Origin of the sequence: Novosphingobium decolorationis (assembly GCF_018417475.1) — a bacterium.
Lineage (GTDB): Bacteria > Pseudomonadota > Alphaproteobacteria > Sphingomonadales > Sphingomonadaceae > Novosphingobium > Novosphingobium decolorationis.
In genome coordinates, this window is sequence record NZ_CP054856.1 from 3,044,551 (window position 1) to 3,065,618 (window position 21,068).

Annotated in this window: 17 protein-coding genes and 1 pseudogene; 9 read left to right on the top strand and 9 right to left on the bottom strand. The window is 67.6% G+C overall.

The window, feature by feature from the left end:
* The first annotated feature begins 1 nt into the window (after position 1).
* Together HT578_RS14270 and HT578_RS14275 are read left to right on the top strand one after the other, a co-directional pair.
* Positions 2 to 778 (top strand): SDR family NAD(P)-dependent oxidoreductase, encoded by a 777-nt coding sequence (locus tag HT578_RS14270; protein ID WP_213500204.1) that lies wholly within the window; start codon positions 2 to 4, stop codon positions 776 to 778.
* Positions 779 to 807: 29 nt separating this feature from the next.
* Positions 808 to 2,307, top strand: a pseudogene (locus tag HT578_RS14275) (CoA-acylating methylmalonate-semialdehyde dehydrogenase).
* A gap of 161 nt (positions 2,308 to 2,468) precedes the next feature.
* On the opposite strand, the gene HT578_RS14280 reads toward HT578_RS14275, so the two are convergent.
* The 7 genes from HT578_RS14280 to HT578_RS14310 form a co-directional block, all read right to left on the bottom strand.
* Positions 2,469 to 3,563, bottom strand: coding sequence for a CaiB/BaiF CoA transferase family protein (locus HT578_RS14280; protein ID WP_213500206.1), 1,095 nt, complete (start codon positions 3,561 to 3,563; stop codon positions 2,469 to 2,471).
* Positions 3,560 to 4,549, bottom strand: coding sequence for an NAD(P)H-dependent flavin oxidoreductase (locus tag HT578_RS14285; protein ID WP_039389499.1), 990 nt, complete (start codon positions 4,547 to 4,549; stop codon positions 3,560 to 3,562). The genes HT578_RS14280 and HT578_RS14285 overlap by 4 nt, the downstream gene beginning before the upstream one ends.
* Entirely contained in the window at positions 4,549 to 5,709 is a 1,161-nt protein-coding gene (locus HT578_RS14290) for an acetyl-CoA C-acetyltransferase (protein ID WP_213500208.1), read from the bottom strand. Before HT578_RS14290 ends, HT578_RS14285 begins: the two co-directional genes overlap by 1 nt.
* A complete protein-coding gene (locus HT578_RS14295; protein WP_213500210.1) occupies positions 5,706 to 6,467 on the bottom strand; it encodes an SDR family NAD(P)-dependent oxidoreductase in 762 nt (253 codons plus the stop codon). Before HT578_RS14295 ends, HT578_RS14290 begins: the two co-directional genes overlap by 4 nt.
* 32 nt (positions 6,468 to 6,499) lie before the next feature.
* Positions 6,500 to 7,636 carry an acyl-CoA dehydrogenase family protein gene (locus HT578_RS14300; protein WP_213500212.1) on the bottom strand — a complete coding sequence of 379 codons (1,137 nt, stop codon included), beginning with the start codon at positions 7,634 to 7,636 and terminating at the stop codon, positions 6,500 to 6,502.
* Positions 7,637 to 7,920: 284 nt separating this feature from the next.
* A complete protein-coding gene (locus tag HT578_RS14305) occupies positions 7,921 to 8,718 on the bottom strand; it encodes an enoyl-CoA hydratase/isomerase family protein (RefSeq protein ID WP_213500214.1) in 798 nt (265 codons plus the stop codon).
* Positions 8,715 to 9,881, bottom strand: a complete 1,167-nt coding sequence (locus tag HT578_RS14310) for a CaiB/BaiF CoA transferase family protein (protein WP_338422140.1) — start codon at positions 9,879 to 9,881, stop codon at positions 8,715 to 8,717. Before HT578_RS14310 ends, HT578_RS14305 begins: the two co-directional genes overlap by 4 nt.
* 182 nt (positions 9,882 to 10,063) lie before the next feature.
* Between HT578_RS14310 and HT578_RS14315 the strand changes: the two genes are divergently transcribed.
* From HT578_RS14315 to HT578_RS14330, 4 genes are read left to right on the top strand one after another with little or no spacing between them, the layout of a single operon-like run.
* Entirely contained in the window at positions 10,064 to 11,230 is a 1,167-nt protein-coding gene (locus HT578_RS14315) for an acyl-CoA dehydrogenase family protein (protein ID WP_213500216.1), read from the top strand.
* A 30-nt stretch (positions 11,231 to 11,260) separates the two neighbouring features.
* The gene (locus tag HT578_RS14320; protein WP_213500218.1) at positions 11,261 to 12,142 is read left to right on the top strand and encodes an HpcH/HpaI aldolase/citrate lyase family protein; all 882 of its coding nucleotides are present in this window, start codon (positions 11,261 to 11,263) and stop codon (positions 12,140 to 12,142) included.
* Complete coding sequence (locus HT578_RS14325) at positions 12,139 to 13,410, top strand: acetyl-CoA hydrolase/transferase family protein (protein ID WP_213500221.1); 1,272 nt, start codon at positions 12,139 to 12,141, stop codon at positions 13,408 to 13,410. Before HT578_RS14320 ends, HT578_RS14325 begins: the two co-directional genes overlap by 4 nt.
* Positions 13,411 to 13,412: 2 nt before the next feature.
* Complete coding sequence (locus tag HT578_RS14330; protein ID WP_213500223.1) at positions 13,413 to 14,183, top strand: enoyl-CoA hydratase/isomerase family protein; 771 nt, start codon at positions 13,413 to 13,415, stop codon at positions 14,181 to 14,183.
* Between the two features lie 10 nt (positions 14,184 to 14,193).
* Here HT578_RS14330 and HT578_RS14335 read toward each other — a convergent pair whose 3' ends face one another.
* A complete protein-coding gene (locus tag HT578_RS14335; RefSeq protein WP_213500225.1) occupies positions 14,194 to 14,661 on the bottom strand; it encodes a MarR family winged helix-turn-helix transcriptional regulator in 468 nt (155 codons plus the stop codon).
* 283 nt (positions 14,662 to 14,944) lie between these two features.
* Here HT578_RS14335 and HT578_RS14340 point away from each other — a divergent pair, with 283 nt between their 5' ends.
* From HT578_RS14340 to HT578_RS14350, 3 genes are all read left to right on the top strand, one after another.
* Positions 14,945 to 15,826, top strand: a complete 882-nt coding sequence (locus HT578_RS14340; protein ID WP_239026620.1) for an SMP-30/gluconolactonase/LRE family protein — start codon at positions 14,945 to 14,947, stop codon at positions 15,824 to 15,826.
* A 126-nt stretch (positions 15,827 to 15,952) separates the two neighbouring features.
* The gene (locus HT578_RS14345; RefSeq protein WP_213500229.1) at positions 15,953 to 17,803 is read left to right on the top strand and encodes a hydantoinase B/oxoprolinase family protein; all 1,851 of its coding nucleotides are present in this window, start codon (positions 15,953 to 15,955) and stop codon (positions 17,801 to 17,803) included.
* A gap of 47 nt (positions 17,804 to 17,850) precedes the next feature.
* Positions 17,851 to 19,926, top strand: a complete 2,076-nt coding sequence (locus HT578_RS14350) for a hydantoinase/oxoprolinase family protein (RefSeq protein WP_213500231.1) — start codon at positions 17,851 to 17,853, stop codon at positions 19,924 to 19,926.
* A gap of 26 nt (positions 19,927 to 19,952) precedes the next feature.
* Here HT578_RS14350 and HT578_RS14355 read toward each other — a convergent pair whose 3' ends face one another.
* Complete coding sequence (locus HT578_RS14355) at positions 19,953 to 21,011, bottom strand: helix-turn-helix transcriptional regulator (RefSeq protein WP_039389485.1); 1,059 nt, start codon at positions 21,009 to 21,011, stop codon at positions 19,953 to 19,955.
* Positions 21,012 to 21,068 lie beyond the last annotated feature (57 nt).

The window sequence follows — 21,068 nt, forward strand, 5'->3', positions numbered from 1 at the left end:
GATGGCGCGTACCAGCATCATCACGGGGGCAGGCAGCGGCATAGGTCTTGCTACGGCCAAGGCCCTGCACGCGGCGGGCGATGCCATCGTCGGCATCGGGCGCAGCGCCGACAAGCTGGCGGGGCTCGCCGAGGCTCTGGGCACCGAGGAGCGTCTGGCCACACTGGCGCTCGACATCACCGATGCGGATGCTCCGCACGCCATCGTCGACTTCGCGCTGGAGCGCTTCGGGTGCATCGATACGCTGGTCAACAACGCGGGGCTCGGCAGCCCGACCCCGCTGCATGAGACCGACGATGCCACGCTCGATCTCTTCCTCGACGTCATGCTGCGCGCGCCCTTTCGCCTTTGCCGCGAGGCCATCGCGCACATGGGCGAGGGCGGCTGCGTGGTGAACGTCACCAGCACCTTCGCGATGATCGGCGGCAAGCGCGGCGGGCCCTATTCGGCGGCCAAGGGCGGGCTTCGCTCGCTGACCGAGCACATGGCGGCGGAGTACGGGCCGCGCGGCATTCGCAGCAATTGCGTCGCGCCCGGCGTTACCATGACCGACATGGTCCGGCACCGTTTCGAGGATGAGACGTTCAAGCGGGTGAACGTGGAGACCACGCCCTATCCCCGCCTCGCCGAAGCCGAGGATCTGGCGAACGTCATCGCGTTCCTGTGCTCACCGGGGGGCGAGATGATCAATGGCCAGTCGATCGTGGTCGATGGCGGGTGGACGCGGACCAAGTACCTCTCACCCCGCGCGCTGACCAGCGACTGGGTCGAGAGCTAGAACACGAAACGCGAGAAACGGGAACGGATATGCGCACCATCGATCATTTCATCTGCGGCGAAAGTTCGGGCACCGGCTCTGGCGCCCGTGTCCACCAGGTCTGGAATCCCTCCACCGGGGAAGTGCAGGCGGAAGTTCCGCTGGGCGATGCGGCCCTGCTCGACCGTGCAGTGGAAACCGCAAGCCGGGTCCAGATCGAATGGGCGGCCACCAACCCGCAGCGCCGCGCACGCGTCATGTTCCGCTTCAAGCAGCTCCTGGAAGAGAACATGCAGGCACTTGCCGAACTCCTGGCGAGCGAGCACGGCAAGGTCGTCGACGATGCCAAGGGCGACATCCAGCGCGGGCTCGAGGTGATCGAGTTCGCCTGTGGCATTCCCCATGCCCAGAAAGGCGAATACACGGTTGGCGCGGGCAGCGGGATCGATGTCTACTCGATGCGCCAGCCGCTTGGCGTGGGCGCAGGCATCACCCCGTTCAACTTCCCCGCGATGATCCCGATGTGGATGTTCGGCATGGCGATCGCGTGTGGCAACGCCTTCATCCTGAAGCCCAGCGAACGCGATCCCAGCGTGCCGGTGCGCCTGGCCGAGCTCTTCGTCGAGGCGGGCGCGCCCGAGGGTCTGCTCTAGGTCGTCCATGGGGACAAGGAGATGGTCGACGCCATTCTCGATCATCCCGGCATCGCGGCGGTCAGCTTCGTAGGCTCGTCCGACATCGCCCAGTACGTCTATTCGCGCGGTGTCGCGGCGGGCAAGCGCGTCCAGGCGATGGGCGGGGCCAAGAACCATGGCATCGTCATGCCCGATGCCGATCTCGACCAGGTGGTGAACGACTTGTGCGGTGCGGCCTTCGGTTCTGCAGGTGAGCGTTGCATGGCGCTTCCCGTGGTGGTGCCAGTGGGCGAGGATACGGCCGAGCGCCTGCGCGAAAAGCTTATCCCCGCGATCAACGCGCTGCGCGTGGGCGTCTCGCACGATCCCGACGCGCACTATGGCCCGGTCGTCACGCCCGAGCACAAGGCGCGCATCGTCCAGTGGATCGGGACGGCCGTGGATGAAGGCTCCGAACTGGTCATCGACGGGCGCGACTTCACGCTGCAGGGGCACGAAAAGGGCTTCTTCCTGGGCCCCACGCTGCTCGACCGGGTGACGACGGGCATGAAAAGCTACCACGAGGAAATCTTCGGCCCGGTCCTTCAGATCGTGCGCGCGGCCGATTTCGAGGAAGCCGTCGCCCTGCCCAGCAAGCACCAATACGGCAATGGCGTCGCCATCTTCACGCGCAACGGCCACGCCGCGCGTGAGTTCGCCGCGCGCGTCAACGTCGGCATGGTGGGCGTGAACGTGCCGATCCCGGTGCCGGTCAGCTACCACAGCTTCGGTGGCTGGAAACGCAGCGCCTTTGGCGACACCAACCAGTACGGCATGGAAGGCATGCGCTTCTGGACCAAGGTGAAGACCGTCACCCAGCGCTGGCCCGATGGCGGAGGCGATGGTTCCAATGCCTTCCTGATCCCGACGCTGTGATTGGGAAGAACTGAAGAAAAAAGGAATAGGTCCGAGGGCCATCGCCCTCGGGCTCCCCAAACTGGCTACCTCACGGTGCTCACGCATCGTTAGCCGAGAGAGGTGAGCAAGACGGTTATGGGGTCAAGGGGTAATAACCCCTTGAATGGTATTTTCTTTCTTCACGCTTCCCGCCAGCGCGCAATCATCGCCGCGCCATCTTCACCGGCATCGCTTCGCGCGGCCCCGGGCGTGCGCGAGAAGCGCGGCGAGGGCGCGGCCTGTGGCAGGCCATTGCATTCGACATAGGTTTCCCGGGCGCAAAGGTGCGGGTGCGCTTTGGCTTCCGCGAGGGTCAGGACCGGAGCCACGCAGGCATCGCTGCCTTCGAACAGGCGGATCCAATGAGCCTGGTCATGCTCGGCGAAGCGCGCGGTGAGGGCGGCTTCGATCGCGGGCCAGCGTTCCGGTGCCTGTCCGTCGGCAAATTGGGGCAGGTCGAGCCGGGCGATGAGTTCGGCGAAGAAGGCAGGCTCCAGTGCGCCCACGCTCATCTCACGCCCGTCGCGGCACAGGTAGGTGCGGTAGTAGGGGGCGGCGCCTCCCAGGAGGTTGTCCGTGCGGTCGAGCGAGAGCTGGCCTGTCGCAGTCAGCCCGTCGAAGAAGGACATCATCGTCGTTACCCCGTCGAGGATCGCAGCATCGACGACCTGCCCCTTCCCGGACGTCGTGCGTTCGAAGAGCGCAGCCAGGATCCCTGTGACCAACAGCATCGAACCGCCCCCGAAATCGCCGACGAGATTGAGCGGGATCGCGGCGGGCTCTCCGGGACGCCCCATGGCCGCAAGCGCGCCCGAGAGCGCGATGTAGTTGATGTCGTGCCCGGCGGTGCGGGCGAGCGGGCCCTCCTGCCCCCAGCCCGTCATGCGCGCATAGACGAGGCGGGGGTTGCGCGGCGCGATATCGTCGGGTCCCAGGCCCAGGCGCTCCATGACGCCGGGGCGGAAGCCCTCGATCAGGACATCGGCGCTATCAAGCGCCTCGAGGCACTGCAGGCGTCCGGCCTTGCTGCGAATGTCGATCTCGATCTCGGCGCGGCCTCGGTCATTGACCGGGTTGGGCCAGCCGTTGCCACCCTTGCGGGTGATCCGGAGGACCTCGGCCCCGAGGTCGGCGAGCATCATCGCCGCCTGTGGTCCGGGGCCGATGCCCAGGAATTCGACGACGCGCAGGCCCTTGAGCGGGCCTTGCGCGCCCCGCGGGGCTGGCGCGTTCACGCGACCGGCTCGGCCAGCATTGCCCCCAGACGCGAGGCGATGATGCTTTCAGCCTCGGACACCATCCGGGCGAGAAGCTGCGCGCAGCTGGGAACGTCGCGGATCAGGCCCTGTACCTGTCCGGCCCAGACCAGTCCGGCTTCGGTATCGCCGGTTTCGAGTGCGGTGCGCCCCCGTGCGCCCGAGACGAGCGGCTGGACGTCCTGAAACTGCGCGCCGGGGACTTGCGCGATTGTCACCACCTCGTCGGAGATGCTGTTTTTTGCGACGCGTCCGGTGTTGCGGAACTGGCGGAAGATGAGGTTGGTCGCGCGCTCGTCGTTTTCGACGAGGAAGCGCTTGATGTTGTCGTGGATCGGCGCCTCCTTCGTGGCGCAGAAGCGGGTGCCCATATTGACGCCTTCGGCGCCCAGCGCGAGCGCGGCGGCAAGCCCACGGCCATCGCCGATGCCGCCGCTCGCCAACATGGGGATCTTCACCTGGTCGGCGGCGGCGGGGATCAGGACAAGGCCGGGAATGTCGTCCTCGCCGGGATGCCCGGCGCATTCGAAGCCGTCGATCGAAATGACGTCGACGCCCATACGTTCGGCCGAGAGCGCGTGGCGCACCGCGGTGCATTTGTGCAGCACGGTGATGCCGTGGCTCTTGAAATCCTCGACGTGCTCGCGCGGGCCGCTGCCCGCCGTCTCGACGATGCGCACCCCGCTCTCGATGATCGCCTTCCTGTATTCGGCGTAAGGGGGCGGGTTTACCGAGGGCAGGATGGTGAGGTTCACGCCGAAGGGCTTGTCGGTCATCGAGCGGCAGCGGTCGATCTCGCGCCGCAGGTCATCGGGCGTGGGCTGGGTGAGGGCGGTCAGGATGCCGAGGCCACCCGCGTTCGAGACCGCGCTCGCCAGTTCGGCGCGGCCCACCCACATCATGCCGCCCTGGACGATGGGGTGTTCGATCCCCAGAAGCTGGGTAATCCGTGTCTTGAGAGCCATTACATCGCCTCCACGATCATCACGTTGGCCATGCCGCCGCCCTCGCACATGGTCTGGAGGCCATAGCGGCCCCCGCGTGCCTTCAGGGCGTGGATAAGGGTTGTCATCAGCTTGGTGCCGCTCGCCCCCAGCGGATGACCGAGCGCGATGGCGCCGCCGTTGACGTTGAGTTTGGCCGGATCCGCCTCCAGCGCTTTTGCCCAGGCCATCGGGATCGAGGCAAAGGCCTCGTTGACTTCGTAAAGGTCCATGTCCGCGAGCGAGAGGCCGGTCCTGGCCAGGAGCTTGCGCGTGCCTGGCAGCGGTTCCTCGAGCATGACCACGGGATCGCCCGCGCTGACGCCGAAGGCGTGGATGCGCGCGAGCGGGGTCAGGCCATGGGTCTTGAGCGCGGCCTCGCTGGCGACCAGCACGCCCGAGGCGCCGTCGGTCATCTGGCTGGCATTGCCCGCCGTGATCGTGCCGCCCTCGGTGAGCGGATCGAGCGCACCGATGCCTTCCAGCGAGGCGTCGAAGCGCACGCCTTCGTCCTGCGCGAACGCGCCATTGGCGGTGGCGACAGGGACGATCTCGGCATCGAACGCACCGCTCTGGATCGCAGCGGCGGCCTTGCGGTGGCTGTCGAGTGCGAAGCGGTCCATGGCCTCGCGGGTGAGGCCGTGGCGGTCGGCGACCATCTGCGCGCCGGTGAACTGGCTGAAGGCGGGGACGCCGTAGCGCTCCTGGATCGAGGGCGCGAAGGGACCTGTGCCGATGCCCATCTTCTCGTAGACCGACATGTTCGAGAACATCGGCACGCGGGTCATGCTCTCGGTCCCGGCCGCAATGACGAGGTCCTGCGTGCCGGACATGACCGCCTGCGCGGCGAACTGCAGCGCCTGCTGCGAGGAACCGCACTGTCGGTCTATCGTGACGGAGGGCACGCTGTCGGGAAGGCCCGAGGCCAACACGCAGTTGCGTCCGAAGGCAAAGGCCTGTTCGCCCCCTTGCGTGACACATCCCATGAGCACGTCCTCGATTGTTGCGGGATCGATCCCCGCGCGCGTGACAAGCGCGTCGAGCACGGTCGCACCAAGGTCGGCGGGATGGACGCCGGCGAGGGCGCCCTTGCGGCGGCCCCCGGCGGTGCGAACCGCCTCGACGATATAGGCCGCGCTCACTTAGGCGACATCCGGATCGCGCCGTCGAGGCGGATCGTCTCGCCGTTCAGCATCGGGTTGGTGACGATGGATTCGACCAGCTGTGCGTATTCGTCAGGATGCCCCAGGCGGCTGGGGAAGGGCACCTGTGCGCCCAGCGAGTCCTGCACTTCCTTGGGAAAGCTCTCCATCAATGGGGTAAGGAAGAGACCCGGCGCGATGGTCATCACGCGAATGCCGTAGCGCGCCAGTTCGCGCGCGATGGGCAGCGTCATGCCCACGACCCCGCCCTTCGAGGCGGAGTAGGCGGCCTGTCCGATCTGGCCTTCGAAGGCCGCGACGCTTGCCGTGCTGATGGCAACGCCGCGCTCGCCCTCTATTTCTTCCGCGTCGTGGAGGCGGCTGGCGAACTTGGACAGCACGTTGAAGCTGCCGATGAGGTTGATGTTGACGATCTTTGCGAAGTCGCCGAGCGGGATCGGGCTCCCATCGCGGTCAAGCACCTTGCGCGGCGGGCCGATCCCGGCGCAGTTGACGAGGATGCGGGCCTTTCCGTTGACGGCCTCGGCCTCTTCGAGGGCCTGTGCGACACCGGCCTCGTCGGTCACGTCCACCTTGGCGAAGCGCCCACCAATCCGTTCGGCATGGGCCGTGCCCATCTCCTCGTTGAGGTCGAACAGGGTCACTTTCGCGCCCAGCCCGGCAAGGCGCGCCGCCGTGGCACCGCCCAGACCCGATGCGCCGCCTGTCACGACGGCCGCCAGCCCTTCCACCTTCATCCCTTGTATCCCTTCCCTGATATTGTGTGCCGTCACGCGGCCTGAAGCGCGCGTGCGATGACCATGCGCTGGATGTCGGACGTGCCTTCGTAGATCTGGCAGACCCGCACATCGCGGTAGATCTTGGCGACGCCGAACTCCTCCAGGTAGCCGTAGCCACCCAGCGTCTGGATCGCGCCCGAGACCACCTGCTCGGCGGTTTCGGAGGCGACGAGCTTGGCCATCGAGGCCTCCTTGAGACACGGGAGCCCTGCGTCCTTGAGGCTGGCCGCGTGGAGCACCAGATGGCGTGCGGCCTCCAGCTTCGCAGCAAGATCGGCAAGACGGAAGCCCACGGCCTGGTGTTCGAGGATGGGCTTGCCGAAGCTGGTGCGTTCGCGCGCGTAATCGACCGCGATCTCCAATGCGGCCTGTGCCATGCCGATGCACTGCGCGGCGATGCCGATGCGGCCGACCTCCAGGTTCGAGAGAGCCAGGCCATAGCCCGCACCCTCTGCGCCAAGGCGCAGGTCCTCGGGCACGAAGAGGTTGTCGAAGCGGATCGCGCAGGTGTCCGACGCGCCCTGGCCCAGCTTGTGCTCGACCTTGTCGACGCTGTAGCCTTCGCTGTCGGTGGGGACGAGAAAGCCCGTGATGCCGCGCTTTCCTGCATCGGGATCGGTGACGGCATAGACGATCGTCAGCCCGGCGATCTTGCCTGAGGTGATGAACTGCTTGGCGCCGTCAAGAACGTATCCGCCTTCCACCTTGCGCGCGCGGGTGCGGATCGCCGAGGCGTCCGAGCCTGCGTCGGTCTCGGTCAGGGCAAAGGCACCGATCATGCGGCCTGCGATGAGATCGGGCAGGAAGCGGGCCTGCTGTTCGGCGCTGCCGTCCTTGATGAGGCTGGAGACGATGAGGCTGTTCTGGATCGAGACGATGGTCGAGAGTGCCCCGTCGGCGGCGGCAATCTCGATCAGGGCCAGCGCGTAGGAGACGAAATCGGCCTCTGCGCCGCCGAAGCTTTCGGGCGCGGTCATGCCCATCAGGCCAAGGCCCGCCAGTTCCTCGAACAGGGCGGGCGGATAGCCGCCCGCGGCCTCGAATGCGGCGCTCCTGGGCCGTATCTGCTCCTGCGCGAAGGCGCGCACGGCCTCGCGGATGGCCTCTTGGGTTTCGGTGAAGATCATGCCCCATCCCGATCGTGATCTGTGGTTTTCGGACGTGAGCGTATCAGCGCGAAGGCGCGCGGCAAGGAAGCCGGGGGGCAAGGCAACCGATATCGCGGTGGCGGGGCTTTGCGGAGGTTGAAAACACGAAGAAGGGAAGACGGATTCAAGGGGTTATTACCCCTTGACCCCAAAACGGTCGACCTCGCCCATTGCGCGCAAGGTTGCTTGCCAATCGTGAGCTAGACGGTTTCGGGAGCCCGAGGGCAATGGCCCTCGGAATCATCACTTTTTCTGCGTGACCTTCACTCCCCTTTGAACCGGGGCGCCCGCCGTTCCCTCAGCGCGGCGAGCCCCTCGCGGTGGTCGACGGTGCGCACGCTGAGTGCTTCGTAGGCGATCCCGGCATCGAGCAGGGCGGCGCCTGCGCGGCGCAGTTCGAGGTTGGTCAGCACCTTGGTCCAGCGCAGCGCCTGCGGCGCGCCGCCGGTGAGCTTGCGGCAGTAGTCATCGACCACGGCATCGAGTTCGTCTGCGGGCACGCAGCGGTTGATGAGGCCGATGCGCTGTGCTTCGGCGGCGGGGAGCAGCTCGCCTGTCAGCAGGAATTCCTTGGCGCGGGTGAGGCCGATGCGCGCGGCCCAGATCAGCGCGCCGCCATCGCCCGCGACAAGGCCAATGCCGACATGGGGGTCGCCGATCCTGGCGCCGTCTGCCGCGACGATGATGTCGCCCATGAGCGCAATCGTCGCGCCAAGGCCCACGGCGTGGCCGTTCATGCGCACCACCAGCGGCTTTTCGAGGGTGAGCAGGGCCTCGACGATCCGTTTGGCCTGCCGGGCTTCATGGTCGAAAAGGTGGGGTTCGCGCGCGTTGCGCTCCATGTGGTCGATGTCGCCGCCCGCCGAGAAGGCGCGGCCAGCCCCTGTCAACAGCACGACGTCGCTGCCCGGATCGGACGCGATGAAGGCAAGCGCCTCGGGCAGCTCGTCGTGGAGCACGAGGTTCACCGCATTGAGCGCCTCGGGCCGGTTGAGCGTAAGCACGAGCAGCCGTTCGCGCCGCTCCAGGATCAGCGTTGTGAAGGAGGGTAGCGGGGTCATGACCGGACCTGCGCCTCACGGGTCATCGCGTCGCATGGCTCCTCGTCCGCTTCGCCCAGCGCCGGAGGCGGCCCGGCGATGCGTCCGGGCGTGCGCGAGAAGTCGACCGGGATGCCCGGATAGCGCATGTCTCCCCAGCGCGAGGGGACGGTCTGGAAGAAGCCGCTCTCGACAAGGTGGGGGTCTTGGAGGAGGTCATCTGTCGTGCGCAGCGGCGCGGCGGGAATGCCCAGTTCGAGCAACAGGTCGAGCCACTCCTGCGTGGTGCGGGTGAGGAACGTCTCGGCCAGAAGCCCATAGATATGGTCGATCTGCGTGGCGCGCTGGGCCAGCGTCGCCATGTCGTCTGTCACCCATTCGGGCTTCACGGCCTGCGTGAACAGGCGCCAGTGCTTGTCGTTGTAGATGAGCGCGGCGACGTGGCCGTCGCGCGTGCGGTAGGGACGGCGGTCGCGGGCGACCGCGCGCGGGTAGTGCGCGGGGCCGAGCGGGGGATCGAACAGCGCGCCGTTGGCGTGCTCGACCAGCATGAAGGCGCTCATCGTCTCGAACATAGGGACCTCGACCTCCTGCCCCTCGCCGGTGCGTTCGCGGTGGAAGAGCGCCATGACGGTGGCGTAGAGCGCGGTCATCCCGGCGATCTTGTCGGCCATGATCGAGCCGACGAAGCCTGGTTCGCCATTCAGCAGTTCCTGCACCGAAGTCAGACCGCACTCGGCCTGGATGGTGTCGTCGTAGGCGGCCTGGTCGCGGTAGCGGCCCTTGCGCCCGTAGCCATAGCAGTTGGTATAGACGATGCCCGGATTGACCCTGGACACCGCCGCGTAGTCGAGCCCGAGGCGGGCAATCGCCCGCCCCCGCATCGAGTGGATGAAGACGTCGGCTTCGGCGATCATCTCGAGCAGCTGGGCGCGGGCGGCATCCTGCGACAGGTCCATCACGTGGCTGCGCTTGCCCCGGTTCACATGCGCGAAGACGCCGCCCATGCCCGGTTCCGGGCCGACCGAGATGAAGCGCGTGCCATCGCCCTCAGGGGGCTCGATCTTGATCACTTGCGCGCCCATGTCGGCCATGATCTGCGTCGCGTAGGGCCCCATGACCATGGCGGTAAGGTCGATGACCTTGATGCCGGCCAGGGGGCCTTGCCTGCCGTGTTCGGACACCTGTGCTTCCTCCCGTTCTGCAAGGGAAGCTAACCGTCTCGCCGGGCGCTGTCCTCTCGCGCCGATTTGGATCGCCCGAGCGAATATGCGCGGGCGCCAATTTGCGCTGTCCGGCTTGTTTGCTAGCCCGACTGCGCATTTCGGCGCGAAGGCGCGCGATGGAACGGGACGAGGCACGGGCAATGGATTTCACGTTCTCGGCGGACCAGCAGGAAATCCGGGACACGATCCTGAAACGCTGCGCCGCCTATGATGACGACTACTGGCTGGAGCGCGACCGCGCGGGCACCTTTCCCGAGGAGTTCTATCGCACCATGGCCGACGAGGGGGGGCTCGGCATCGCCATGCCCGAGGAATACGGCGGCGCGGGGCTGGGCATTACCGAGGCCGCGATCATGATGCAGGCCATCGCGGAATCGGGGGCAGGCATGACCGGTGCCTCCTCGATCCATATCAACATCTTCGGGCTTCAGCCGATGATCCTGTTCGGCACGAAGGAGCAGTGTGCGCGCCACATCCCGCGCATCATCTCGGGCGAGGACAAGGCGTGCTTCGGCGTGACCGAGCCCAACGCCGGGCTCAACACCACGCGCATCACTACCCGTGCGCAGAAGGTCGACGGCGGCTACCGCGTCTCGGGCGAGAAGATCTGGATTTCCACCGCGCAGGTCGCGAACAAGATCCTGCTGCTCGCGCGCACCACTCCGCTGGAGGAGGTGACCAGCAAGACCGGCGGCCTCTCGCTGTTCTACACCGACCTCGACCGCTCCAGGATCGACGTGCGCCTGATTCACAAGATGGGGCGCCACGCGGTCGATTCGAACATGCTCTTCATCGAGGACCTGTTCATTCCCGACGAGGACCTCATCGGTGCCGAGGGCGAGGGCTTTCGCATCATCCTGCACGGCCTCAATCCCGAACGCGCGCTGCTCGCGGCCGAGGCCATCGGACTGGGCCGCGCCGCGATCCGCCACGCCAGCGACTATGCGCGCGAACGGGTCGTGTTCGACCGCCCGATCGGCCAGAATCAGGCGATCCAGCATCCGCTGGCCAAGTGCTGGGCCCAGCTCGAAGCGGCGAACCTGATGACGATGAAGGCGGCGAGCCTGTTCGATGCCGGCGCGGAGTGCGGGGTGGAGGCCAACACGGCCAAGTACCTTGCCGGGGAGTTCGCCTTCGAGGCCTGCCATACCGCGATGCTGACGCTGGGCGGCATGGGCTATGCGCAGGAATACCATGTCGAGCGCTACCTGCGCGAAGTGCTGATCCCGCGCACCGCGCCGGTCAGCCCGCACATGATCCTCAACTTTCTTGCCGAAAAGGTTCTGGAACAACCGCGTTCCTACTAAGCTGTATCGCAAAAGAGGCGGAGAGAGACCATGCCTGAGACCCTGCCCATGCGCTCCTGGCTGTTCGCGCCGGGCGATGCGGCGCGCAAGATGGAGAAGTGTGCGGACAGCGCCGCCGACATTGCGCTGTTCGATCTGGAAGATGCCGTCACGGTGGAGCAGAAGCCCACGGCCCGCACCCTGGTGCGTGAGTTCCTGCAGGGGCGCGGGGATGACCACGCCCGCCTCTGGGTGCGCATCAATCCGGTCGACGGGCCCTTCGCGGTCGAGGACCTGGCCGCCGTCATGCCGGGGCGCCCCGGCGGCATCATGCTGCCCAAGGCGCGCGGGCGCGGCGATGTCGAGCTGCTCGACCACTACCTCACCGCGCTCGAGGCCGCGAACGGGATCGAACAGGGCACCACGAAGGTCATCGCGCTCGTCACCGAGGCCGCCGAGGCGATGTTCACGACCGGCGACTATCGCGGCGCGCCGCGCCTCGTGGGCATGACCTGGGGGGCAGAGGACCTCGCCGATGCGCTCGGCGCCAGCACCAACCGCGAGGCCGATGGCGACTATGCCTTTACCTACAAGCTGGCGCGCAGCCTGTGCCTGATCGGCGCGGCGAGCGCGGGGGTTCTTCCCATCGAGACCATCCACGGCGATTTTCGCGATCTCGACGGCCTGCGCGCGCGCGCCGAGAAGGTGCGCGCCGAGGGCTATCGCGGGATGCTCGCGATCCATCCCGCACAGGTCGAAATCATCAACGCCGCCTTCACGCCGAGCGAGCATGAAATTGCCGAGGCACAGGAGATCGTGGCGATCTTTGCCGCCAATCCCGGCGTCGGGGCCATCGGCTACAAGGGCGGCATGCTTGACCGGCCCTATCTCGCCCGAGCGGAAACCGTCCTGCGCCTGGCAGGCCGCGCATGAGCGTGACCGTCTCGCCCGACGATCTTGACCTTGCGCGCTACCTGCGGCGCGGCGACAGCATCGTCATCGGCCAGGCTTGCGGCGAGCCGACCACGCTGGTCGAGGCGCTGCTGGAGCAGGCCAGCGCCATCGGCGATCTCAAGGTCTTCATCGCGACGAGCTTTTCCGGGCTGTTCCGGCCGGAACGCAGCCAGGCCATCGCGCTTTCCAGCATGGGCGCCATCGGGGCGTTGCGCGCGATGAGCAAGGCGAACCGCCTTTCGGTCATCCCGGTCCACGTCGGGCAGGTCGGCGCGCTGATCGCCTCGGGGGTGATCGGCTGCGATGTCGCCATGCTGCAGCTGAGCACGCCGGATGAACATGGCCTCCACAGCTGCGGGCTCATTGCCGACCATGTGCGCGCCGCGGCCGACAGGGCACGGGTCGTCCTGGCCGAAGTCAACGCGCAGGTGCCCTACACGGCGGGCGAGGCGATCCCCGCCGCCGAGATCGACGTCGCCGTGCCGGTCGCGCGCACGCCGGTGGAGGTCGCCCCCGCCGCGATCACCGAGACCGACCGCGCCATTGCCGGGCATGCCGCGCAGTACATCCGTGACGGCGCCGTGATCCAGACCGGCGTGGGCGCGATCCCCGATGCGATCCTGCGCCAGCTGACCGACCGCCGCGACCTGGGCGTCCATTCGGGCATGCTGGGCGATGGTCTGGTCGACCTGATCGAGGCGGGCGTCGTCACCAACGCGCGCAAGGCGATCGACCGGGGCGTCTCGGTCAATGGCGCGCTGATCGGGACCGAGCGGCTCTACCGCTGGGCGCACCGCAACCCGGCCCTGCGCATGTGTGCGGGCACCTATACCCATGCCGATTCTGTGCTCGCGCAGATCGAGGGGCTCGTCTCGATCAACTCCGCGCTCGAAGTGGACCTCACCGGACAGGTCAACGCCGAGCAGAGCGGGCAGAGCTATCTCGGCGGAACGGGCGGCCAGGTCGATTTCGTGCGCGCGGGTGCCCGTTCGCCGGGCGGCCATGCGCTGATGGTCTTGCCGGCCACGGCGCGCGGCGGCACGATCAGCCGGATCACGGCGAACCTCTCCGGCCCGGTTACGACCGCGCGCAGCGAGGTGGACGTGATCGTTACCGAGTTCGGTGCCGCGGAGCTGAAGGGCCAGCCGCTCGCTGAACGGGCGCGGCGCCTGTGCGCTATCGCCCACCCCGATTTCCGCGAGGACCTCGAGCGCGAGGCCCACGCCATAAGCCAGAGAGGTTTCTGACGATGTCCGATGCGGTCACCCTGACCAGCCCCGAGCCGGGGATTGCCCTCATCACCATCAATCGTCCCGAGCAGCGCAACGCGCTTTCGGCCGAGGTGCGGGCCGGGCTCTACGCGGCCTGGGACGCCTTCGAGACGACCCCGGACTACCGCATCGCGATCCTCACCGGCGCGGGCGAGAAGGCCTTTTGCGCAGGCGGAGACCTCAAGGAGATGGTCGAGACCGGGCTCCAGGTGCCCCCGCGCGACATGTTTCCGGTGCCCTACGACACGGTGCAGCTGAGCAAGCCGACCATCGCGGCGGTCAATGGCGTCGCCTTCGCGGGCGGCTGGATGATCGCGCAGGGCTGCGACTTGTGCGTGGCGAGCCGGGCCGCGCGCTTTGCCATTACCGAGGTCAAGGTCGGGCGCAGCTCGCCCTGGGCCGCGCCGCTCATCCACATGATCCCCCAGCGCATCATGATGGAGATCATCCTGACCGGAAAACCGATTGACGCTGAGCGGGCCTATGAGATCGGCCTCGTCAACCGCCTCGCCGAGCCTGGAGAAACGCTGGAGGTCGCGCTCGAACTCGCGCGCGAGGTCCTCCAGGGCGCGCCGCAATCGGTGCGGGCGGGGCGCGAGACGGTGATGCTGGCCACGCAGATGGGCCGCAGCGCCGCGCTGGAAGCCGCGCGCCACGCCTCGGAATGGACCTACCGCTGCGAGGACGCGCAGGAAGGTCCGCGCGCCTTTGCCGAAAAACGCGCGCCCGTCTGGACGTCCTTCGACTGAGGGAGCGGCGTTAGCCGTCCGTCTCCACAGGCGACCCTAGATTGGCGTGGAGGCGGCCGAGCAGTGCGTTCATCGTGGCCATTTCGTCCGCGTTGAAGCCTTGCCAGGCGGCCTCCTCGGCGTGCGCGGCGATCCGGTCCAGTTCGCGGGTGATGCCGCGTCCTGCCTCGGTCATGTGGATCGCCTGGACCCGGCCCTCCTGTTCCTGGCGGCGGCGCTCGACGAGGTTTTCGGCCACCAGCCGGTCGACGATCCGCCCGGCCGAGGCATCGGAAATCTCCAGTTTCTGCGCGATCCCTCTCTGGGCAATGCCTTCCTCCTGCGCGACCACGACGAGCGCGCCCCATTGCGAACGGGTGACGCCCAGGTCCGCCACCATCTCGTCGAAGCGGGCGCGCAGCAGGCGGGCGAGCACGGTGATCCGTACCGACGCCGTGCGGCGCGGGTCCTCGAAATCCCTGAGCGGTGTACCGTCCAATTCCCTCTCCTTGCGCATCGGTGCCGGCGCTTGTCCCGCAAACGCGTGCGATCCGCAACGTCGAGTCACCCGCTCGTGCGCCGCCGTGGCCGAGATAAGGTGAGATCGTCGATTCCGGGGGCCAAGGGCGATGGCCCCTTGAAACCATTATTTCCTGCTTACGACCTCTCTTCAGGCCCAGTTTCACCGCGAAGGCGATGCCCGGGACCTGCGCTTGACCCCGAGCGGAGGCAGGGAGAGGGATGGGCCGTTGCCACAATCAAGGGAGGGCCTTGTGAACACCATGCGTTGCTGCTGGGAGGTGCCCGGGGCCCATCTTCAGGCGCCGGTCTGGCTGGAGGGGGCGGACATGCTCGTGCTCGCCGACAGGGCGCACGGGACACTTCGCTATTTCGCGCCGGACACCGGTGAGAGCGGGGAGATCGCGGTACCGGGGCATCCCGGTTTCGCGGTGCCGACGCAAGAGGGAAGTCTCCTTGTCGGGACCGCGCGCGAACTGCTGCTGCTGGACCGTGAGGGAAGGGCCTCGCGCGAGTTTCTTCTCGAACCCGGCGCGCAGCAGACGGGCCACGTCCATGTCGATGCGCGCGGGCGGGTGTGGTTCACCATGGAGGCAGCGGGGGAGGCTGCGGGGGAGGCCTTTGGGGAGGCGGCCGGGCAGGCTGGGCTCGTGCGTTACCACGACGAGCGGCTGGTGCGCATGGTCTTCGACATGCCGGATGCGGGCGGAATGGCGCTCGATCCCGAGGCGCGCGAACTGCTGCTCGCCGATGGTGGGGCCCGTCGCGTGCGGCGCTACCGGGTCAGCCGGGCCGGGAGCCTCTGGGAAGAGGCGCCGTTCCTCGATCTGGCAGGAAACAATAGGCGTCCCGCCGCGCTTGCACGCGACAGCGAAGGCGGCGTGTGGTTGAGCTTTGCAGGCCGCGCAGACCTGAGTCACTACGCTGCAGATGGAACGCTGCGCGCGCAGGTGGACGTCCCCGGAGAGGAGATCACGGGGCTCGGCTTTGGCGGGCGCGGGGCGGACATCCTCTACATCTGCGCCCGTACCGCGCAGGGCGCAGCGCTCTACGCGCATGATCTTGCCGTACCGGGACCGCCTACCTGCGCGGTGCGCACAGGGCACGCCGACATCGGCCTGATCAGCGAGGACGACCACCACTGAACTGGGGCGCTCCTGCGCCATCGGCACAGCGCCTTGCGCCTCCTGTCGAGAAGCGCAGCGCGTGTGCGCCCTAGCGTGGGGGGGAAAGACAGGGCGCGAACCGGCGCCGGAGAGGAGCTCCCAGCCATGACCGCGTCTGCCATAGCCCCTGCCTTCGCGCTGCGCCGCGAGTTGGCGAAGAAACCCGCGGCCCTGCCCACGAGCGTCACCATCGACCCGGTCAGCGCCGATATCATCCGGGGGGCCTTCGAGACGATCTGCTTCGAGGTGGCGACGCACCTGGGCCGGGCGGCCTCCTCGCCGATCATCAACCAGTCGAACGAGCGCAACGCGGCCATTGTCGATGCCCACGGGCGCCTTGCCATGGGCTCGATCGGCACGCCGCACCTCACCTTCGTCTCGCAGCTGACGGTGCGCTACGGGCTCTTGCAGCAGGCGAAGTACGACTGGGGCGCGGGCGACGTGTTCCTGGGCAACGATCCCGATGCCGGGGGCGGGCACCTTCCCGACTACAACGTCTATGCCCCGGTCTACGATGATGCGGGCGAACTCGTTACCTGCATCGCGCTCCAGGCGCACCAAGGGGATACCGGAGGCAAGGACCCTGGCGGCTTCACGCTGGAGGCCACCGACATCTTTACCGAGGGCCTGGCGATCCCTTGCGTCAAGCTCGTCCATCGCGGGGCGAAGCGCGTCGATGTCATCGACATGATTGTGCGCAACAACCGCTTTGCAACCTTTGCAGGAGACCTGGCCGCCATGATCAGCGCGGTCGAGAAGGGCGCACGGCGGATCGAGGCCCTGATCGCGCGCCATGGCGCGGACCATGTGCGCGCGGCGATCAACCACGCCATCGACGAGACCGAGCGCCAGTTCCGCCGCGAAATTGCCGCCTGGCCCGATGGTACCTATCCCGCCACCGTCTTTATCGACCACGACACCGCCGGGACGAAGGACGTGAAGGTTCATGTGGAGGTCACCGTTTCGGGAGAGGACCTGACGGTCGATCTCACTGGCACCGATGATCGCGCGAACCTGACGGGCGTGTGGAACACCTTTGCCAATTCGCGCGGCTACGTGATGGTCCAGCTCGCGGCCATGATCGACCCGGCCATCGTCAAGAACGAGGGGCTCTTCCAGGCGGTCGAGATCGTCATTCCCGAAGGCTGCATCGCCAACCCGCCGCCCAACAAGCCCGCGGCGCTCGGCAGTTTCCACCCCGCCTGCGAGATTACCGAGGCGGTCTGCGTGGCGCTTTCGGGCATCGTGCCCACGCGCGCGCAGCCACAGGTCTACAAGATCGGCATGCCCAATGCCGTGATCGGCTTCGATGCCTCGGGGCAGATGTACATGGATCAGGGCGTCGATTGCCGCTCGATGGATGTTTCCGCGGTTGCCGGGCTCGATGGGTGGGGAGCGTGTCCGTCCAGTCTAGGCAATCTCCTGCTTGGCCAGGCCGAGGATGCGGAAAGCCGCTTTCCTGTGCTCAACATCGCGCGCGAGCTGACCACCGACACGGGCGGGGCAGGGCAATGGCGCGGGATGCCGGGCAGCTGCAACGTCAAGCAGGTCCTGCAACCGATGATAGCAACCGCCTGGATGGTGAGCTACGACCACCCGATCAGCGGCATGGGCGGCGGCGATCCGGGATCGCCCTATGTCAATCGCTTCGAGGTCGGCTCGCCCAACGAGCGGCGCATCGCGCTGGCCGAGCAGGCGATGCTCCCGGCAGGCGCGGTCATGGCCTACCAGCATGGCGGCGGCGGCGGCTTTGGCCCGCCCACCGCGCGCGATCCCGAGGCGGTGAAGGAGGACGTGCTCGACGAACTCGTCAGCGAGGAGGCCGCGCGCACACGTTATGGCGTCGTGCTGACAGGGCGCCTCGAAGACTATGACCTTGCCGTTGATGCCGAGGCCACGCGGCACCTGCGCGCCCAGATGGCCGAGGCCGACACGGGACTTGTCGTGGCCGAATAGCTGGCGGCGGGCAGAGAACAGACACAGCACGAAAGACGGGGGACGGGATGGCCTACAGGGTCGGCATCGATATCGGCGGGACTTTCACGGACTTCGCGCTCCTGGGCAGCGCGCATGAGGACGTGCGCCTCTACAAGAACCTGACGACGCCCGAGGACCGCTCGCTGGGCGTGATGCAGGGGCTCGAGCGTCTGGCGCAGATGGAGGGGCTGGGCCTTGGCGCCTTTCTTGGCGCCTGCGACATGATCGTCCACGGCACGACCGTCGCTGACAACGCGCTGATCGAGATGGACGGGGCGACCACGGGGCTCCTGTGCACCGAGGGTTTTCGCGACGAGATGGAATACCGGCGCGGTTTCAAGGAGGATATCTGGGATCCGACGCTGCGGCCACCGCCGCAGATCGTGCCGCGTCGCCGCCGCCGTGCGGTGCGTGAGCGGATCATGGCGGACGGATCGGTGCACCTCGCGCTCGACGAAGACGGCGTGCGCGAGGAATGCGCGCGGCTGCGCAAGCAGGGCGTCGATTCGGTCGCCATCGCCATGCTGTTCAGCTTCCTCAATCCCGAGCATGAGCGCCGCACGGCCGAGATCGTGGCCGAGGAAATGCCCGGCGCACGCATCTCGATGAGCCACCGCGTCCTGCCCCGTGCGCCCGAATACGACCGGACCAGCACCACCGTGGTCAACGCTTTCGTCGCGCCGCGTGTCGCGGACTATCTGGAACGGCTGGTCACGCGTCTGGAAGAGGCGGGCTACGCCAACCGCCTGATGGTGATGCAGGCGTCCGGTGGGGTGATGAGCGTCGACTATATCGAGGGCGCGCCGGTGCGCGTGCTCGCCTCGGGGCCCGCGGGCGGGGTCATCGGCTCGGCCCATGTCGGCGCGGCCAAAGGCTACCGCGACCTCTTGTGCGTGGACATGGGCGGGACCTCCTACGACATGAGCCTCGTGCAGGACGGCGCCGCGCCCGCCGAGGCGGGCTGGAACATGCACCACCGTTATCTCGTCGGCGTGCCGATGGTGAAAGTGGAGACGCTGGGGGCGGGGGGCGGCTCGATCGTTGCCGTCACAGGCGGTGTCCTGCGCGTAGGGCCCGAGAGCGCGGGCTCGGTGCCGGGGCCGATCTGCTATGGCCGGGGCGGCACGCGCCCGACCGTTACCGATGCACTTCTCCTGCTCGGCATCCTCTCGGACGAGGAGGGATTTGCGGGCGGTGACTTCGCGCTGCGGCGGGCCGGTGTCGAGGAGGCTTTCGCCGCGCTGGGCCGTGAACTGGGCAAGAGTGCGCAGGAGACCGCCTACGACGCCTTCCGCCTCGTCAACGCGAACATGGTCAACGGTATCCGCCGCACGACGGCGAGCAAGGGCGTCGATCCGGCCGGGCTCACCATGCTGGCCTATGGCGGTAACGGCCCGGCCTTCGCCGCGATTCAGGCGGGAGAACTGGGCATTGCCCGCGTTCTGATCCCGCGCGCGAGCCCGACCTTCTCCGCGCTCGGCACGCTGGTTGCCGATCCCACGGTCGATGAGGAGCGCTCGCTCATCGCGCCGGTCGAGGACCTGCCGCTGGAACGCCTGCGCGCGCTCTGGGAGGAACTGGCGGCCCGTGCGCGCGAAAGCCTTCAGGCCGCCGGGTTCGTCGAGGATGAGGTTACCGCCTCCTGGCAGCTCAACATGCGGTATCCGGGCCAGAACTTCGCGCTTACCTTCGATGTTGCGCACGGGACGCTCAGCGATCTTGTGTGGCTCGACGGGAACCTGGGGCAGAGTGCGCTGGCGCTGTTCAACGCCCGCCACACCGAGGAATACGGCCATATCCGCGAGCATGAACTGCCCGAGGTGACCGGCGTGCGCCTCGTCAGCCGGGCGGCCACGCCAAGTCCGCCCGTCCGGGAGGGGGCTGCACCGTCCCCGCGCGCGGCGATGATCGCGAGCACGCGCCCGGTCCAGCTGGGCGAGGGCTATGACGAGACGCCGATCGTGGCGGGGGCTGCGCTCAAGCCGGGCGACTACGTGGCAGGGCCCGCGGTCATCGCCGAGACGTTCACCACCATTGTCGTTCCCACCGGCTGGCGGGCCGAGGTCGATGCGGCGGGCGACTACATGCTGGTGCGGTGCTGATCGGCCGGTGTGGCGCCATGTTGCATTCAGACCTTGAGGTCCTGCCGGTATTTTTGCGGCGTGGTTCCGGTCCAGCGCTTGAAGGCCCGGCCGAAGCTGGTCTGCTCGCCATAACCCAGCCACTCGGCAATCTCGTCGAGGCTGGCGTCGGGGCGGCGCAGGTAGCTTTGCGCAAGCGTGCGGCGCACGTCCTCGACCATTGCGCTGAACGAGGTCTGTTCCTCGGCAAGGCGGCCCTGGAGCGTGCGGACCGAGACCGCGAAGCGCTCGGCGGCGCGCTCTATCGTGCAGTGCCCCTTGGGCAGGTCGCCGCGGATGTAGTCGCGCACCCGCTGGGTGAAGGTGATCCGGTTCGCAGAGCGCACGCGGTCGAGATACCCCCCGAGCAGGCGGTAGAGAAGCCGGTTGCTGCTGGCGAGCGGCAGGTCGAGATGGGCGCGCTGAAAGCCGATGGCGTTGACCGGCGCGCGCACGTGAAGGCGGCAGCCGACCACGCGCTCGATCTCCGCCACGTCGCAAGGACGCGGATCGATGGCAAGCTGGACATAGCGCGGCGAGAAGTCCGCTCCGCCCAGTTGGCGCAGCAGCTTCATCTGCAGCACCACGGCCTGCAGGTTGGCCTGGTCGTTGACGCCAAGGTCATGGACGACGCCCCAGCGCAGTTCCGCGCTGCGCTCGCCCTCGACCAGTTCGGGGGCGGCCTCGGGCGAGTGGATGATGGGGAGGTAGCTGACAAGCGCGTCGATGGCGGTGCGCAGGTCTGCTGCGGCGCGGGCAAGTGCGGTGATGCAGCCGAACACTTCGGCGTCCTGGCCTTGCGCGAAGTGCAGCCCGAACAGCGGATCCTCGAACAGGGTGCTGCAGTATTCGAAGGTGTCGACCAGCGCTTGCGCGCCGACGTGGCTGTCGGGATCGCCCAGCGCGCGCATGTCGATCCCGGTGCGTTCCAGAATGGCGCGCGCATCGCGCCCGCGCCCGCGCGCGAAATCGGAAAAGCCGCGCAGGTTCGCCGCGCGCATCTGGCCCTTGCCGGGCACCGCATCGAGCGGGCCTTCGAGGCCGTAGAAGATCGCATCCTCGCTCATCGAGCGTGCAATTCTACGCCGCCTGGTGCGCAAGGTCCAACACCGATGACACTGCAC

Excerpts from the sequence above, each read along its gene's own strand:
- HT578_RS14350 (WP_213500231.1), top strand. The coding sequence starts at position 17,851 with ATGGCCTACAGGGTCGGCATCGATATCGGCGGGACTTTCACGGACTTC.
- HT578_RS14330 (WP_213500223.1), top strand. The coding sequence starts at position 13,413 with ATGTCCGATGCGGTCACCCTGACCAGCCCCGAGCCGGGGATTGCCCTC.
- HT578_RS14295 (WP_213500210.1), bottom strand. The coding sequence starts at position 6,467 with ATGAAGGTGGAAGGGCTGGCGGCCGTCGTGACAGGCGGCGCATCGGGT.
- HT578_RS14315 (WP_213500216.1), top strand. The coding sequence starts at position 10,064 with ATGGATTTCACGTTCTCGGCGGACCAGCAGGAAATCCGGGACACGATC.
- HT578_RS14300 (WP_213500212.1), bottom strand. The coding sequence starts at position 7,636 with ATGATCTTCACCGAAACCCAAGAGGCCATCCGCGAGGCCGTGCGCGCC.
- HT578_RS14285 (WP_039389499.1), bottom strand. The coding sequence starts at position 4,549 with ATGGCTCTCAAGACACGGATTACCCAGCTTCTGGGGATCGAACACCCC.
- HT578_RS14320 (WP_213500218.1), top strand. The coding sequence starts at position 11,261 with ATGCCTGAGACCCTGCCCATGCGCTCCTGGCTGTTCGCGCCGGGCGAT.
- HT578_RS14305 (WP_213500214.1), bottom strand. The coding sequence starts at position 8,718 with ATGACCCCGCTACCCTCCTTCACAACGCTGATCCTGGAGCGGCGCGAA.
- HT578_RS14355 (WP_039389485.1), bottom strand. The coding sequence starts at position 21,011 with ATGAGCGAGGATGCGATCTTCTACGGCCTCGAAGGCCCGCTCGATGCG.
- HT578_RS14325 (WP_213500221.1), top strand. The coding sequence starts at position 12,139 with ATGAGCGTGACCGTCTCGCCCGACGATCTTGACCTTGCGCGCTACCTG.
- HT578_RS14345 (WP_213500229.1), top strand. The coding sequence starts at position 15,953 with ATGACCGCGTCTGCCATAGCCCCTGCCTTCGCGCTGCGCCGCGAGTTG.
- HT578_RS14270 (WP_213500204.1), top strand. The coding sequence starts at position 2 with ATGGCGCGTACCAGCATCATCACGGGGGCAGGCAGCGGCATAGGTCTT.
- HT578_RS14340 (WP_239026620.1), top strand. The coding sequence starts at position 14,945 with ATGCGTTGCTGCTGGGAGGTGCCCGGGGCCCATCTTCAGGCGCCGGTC.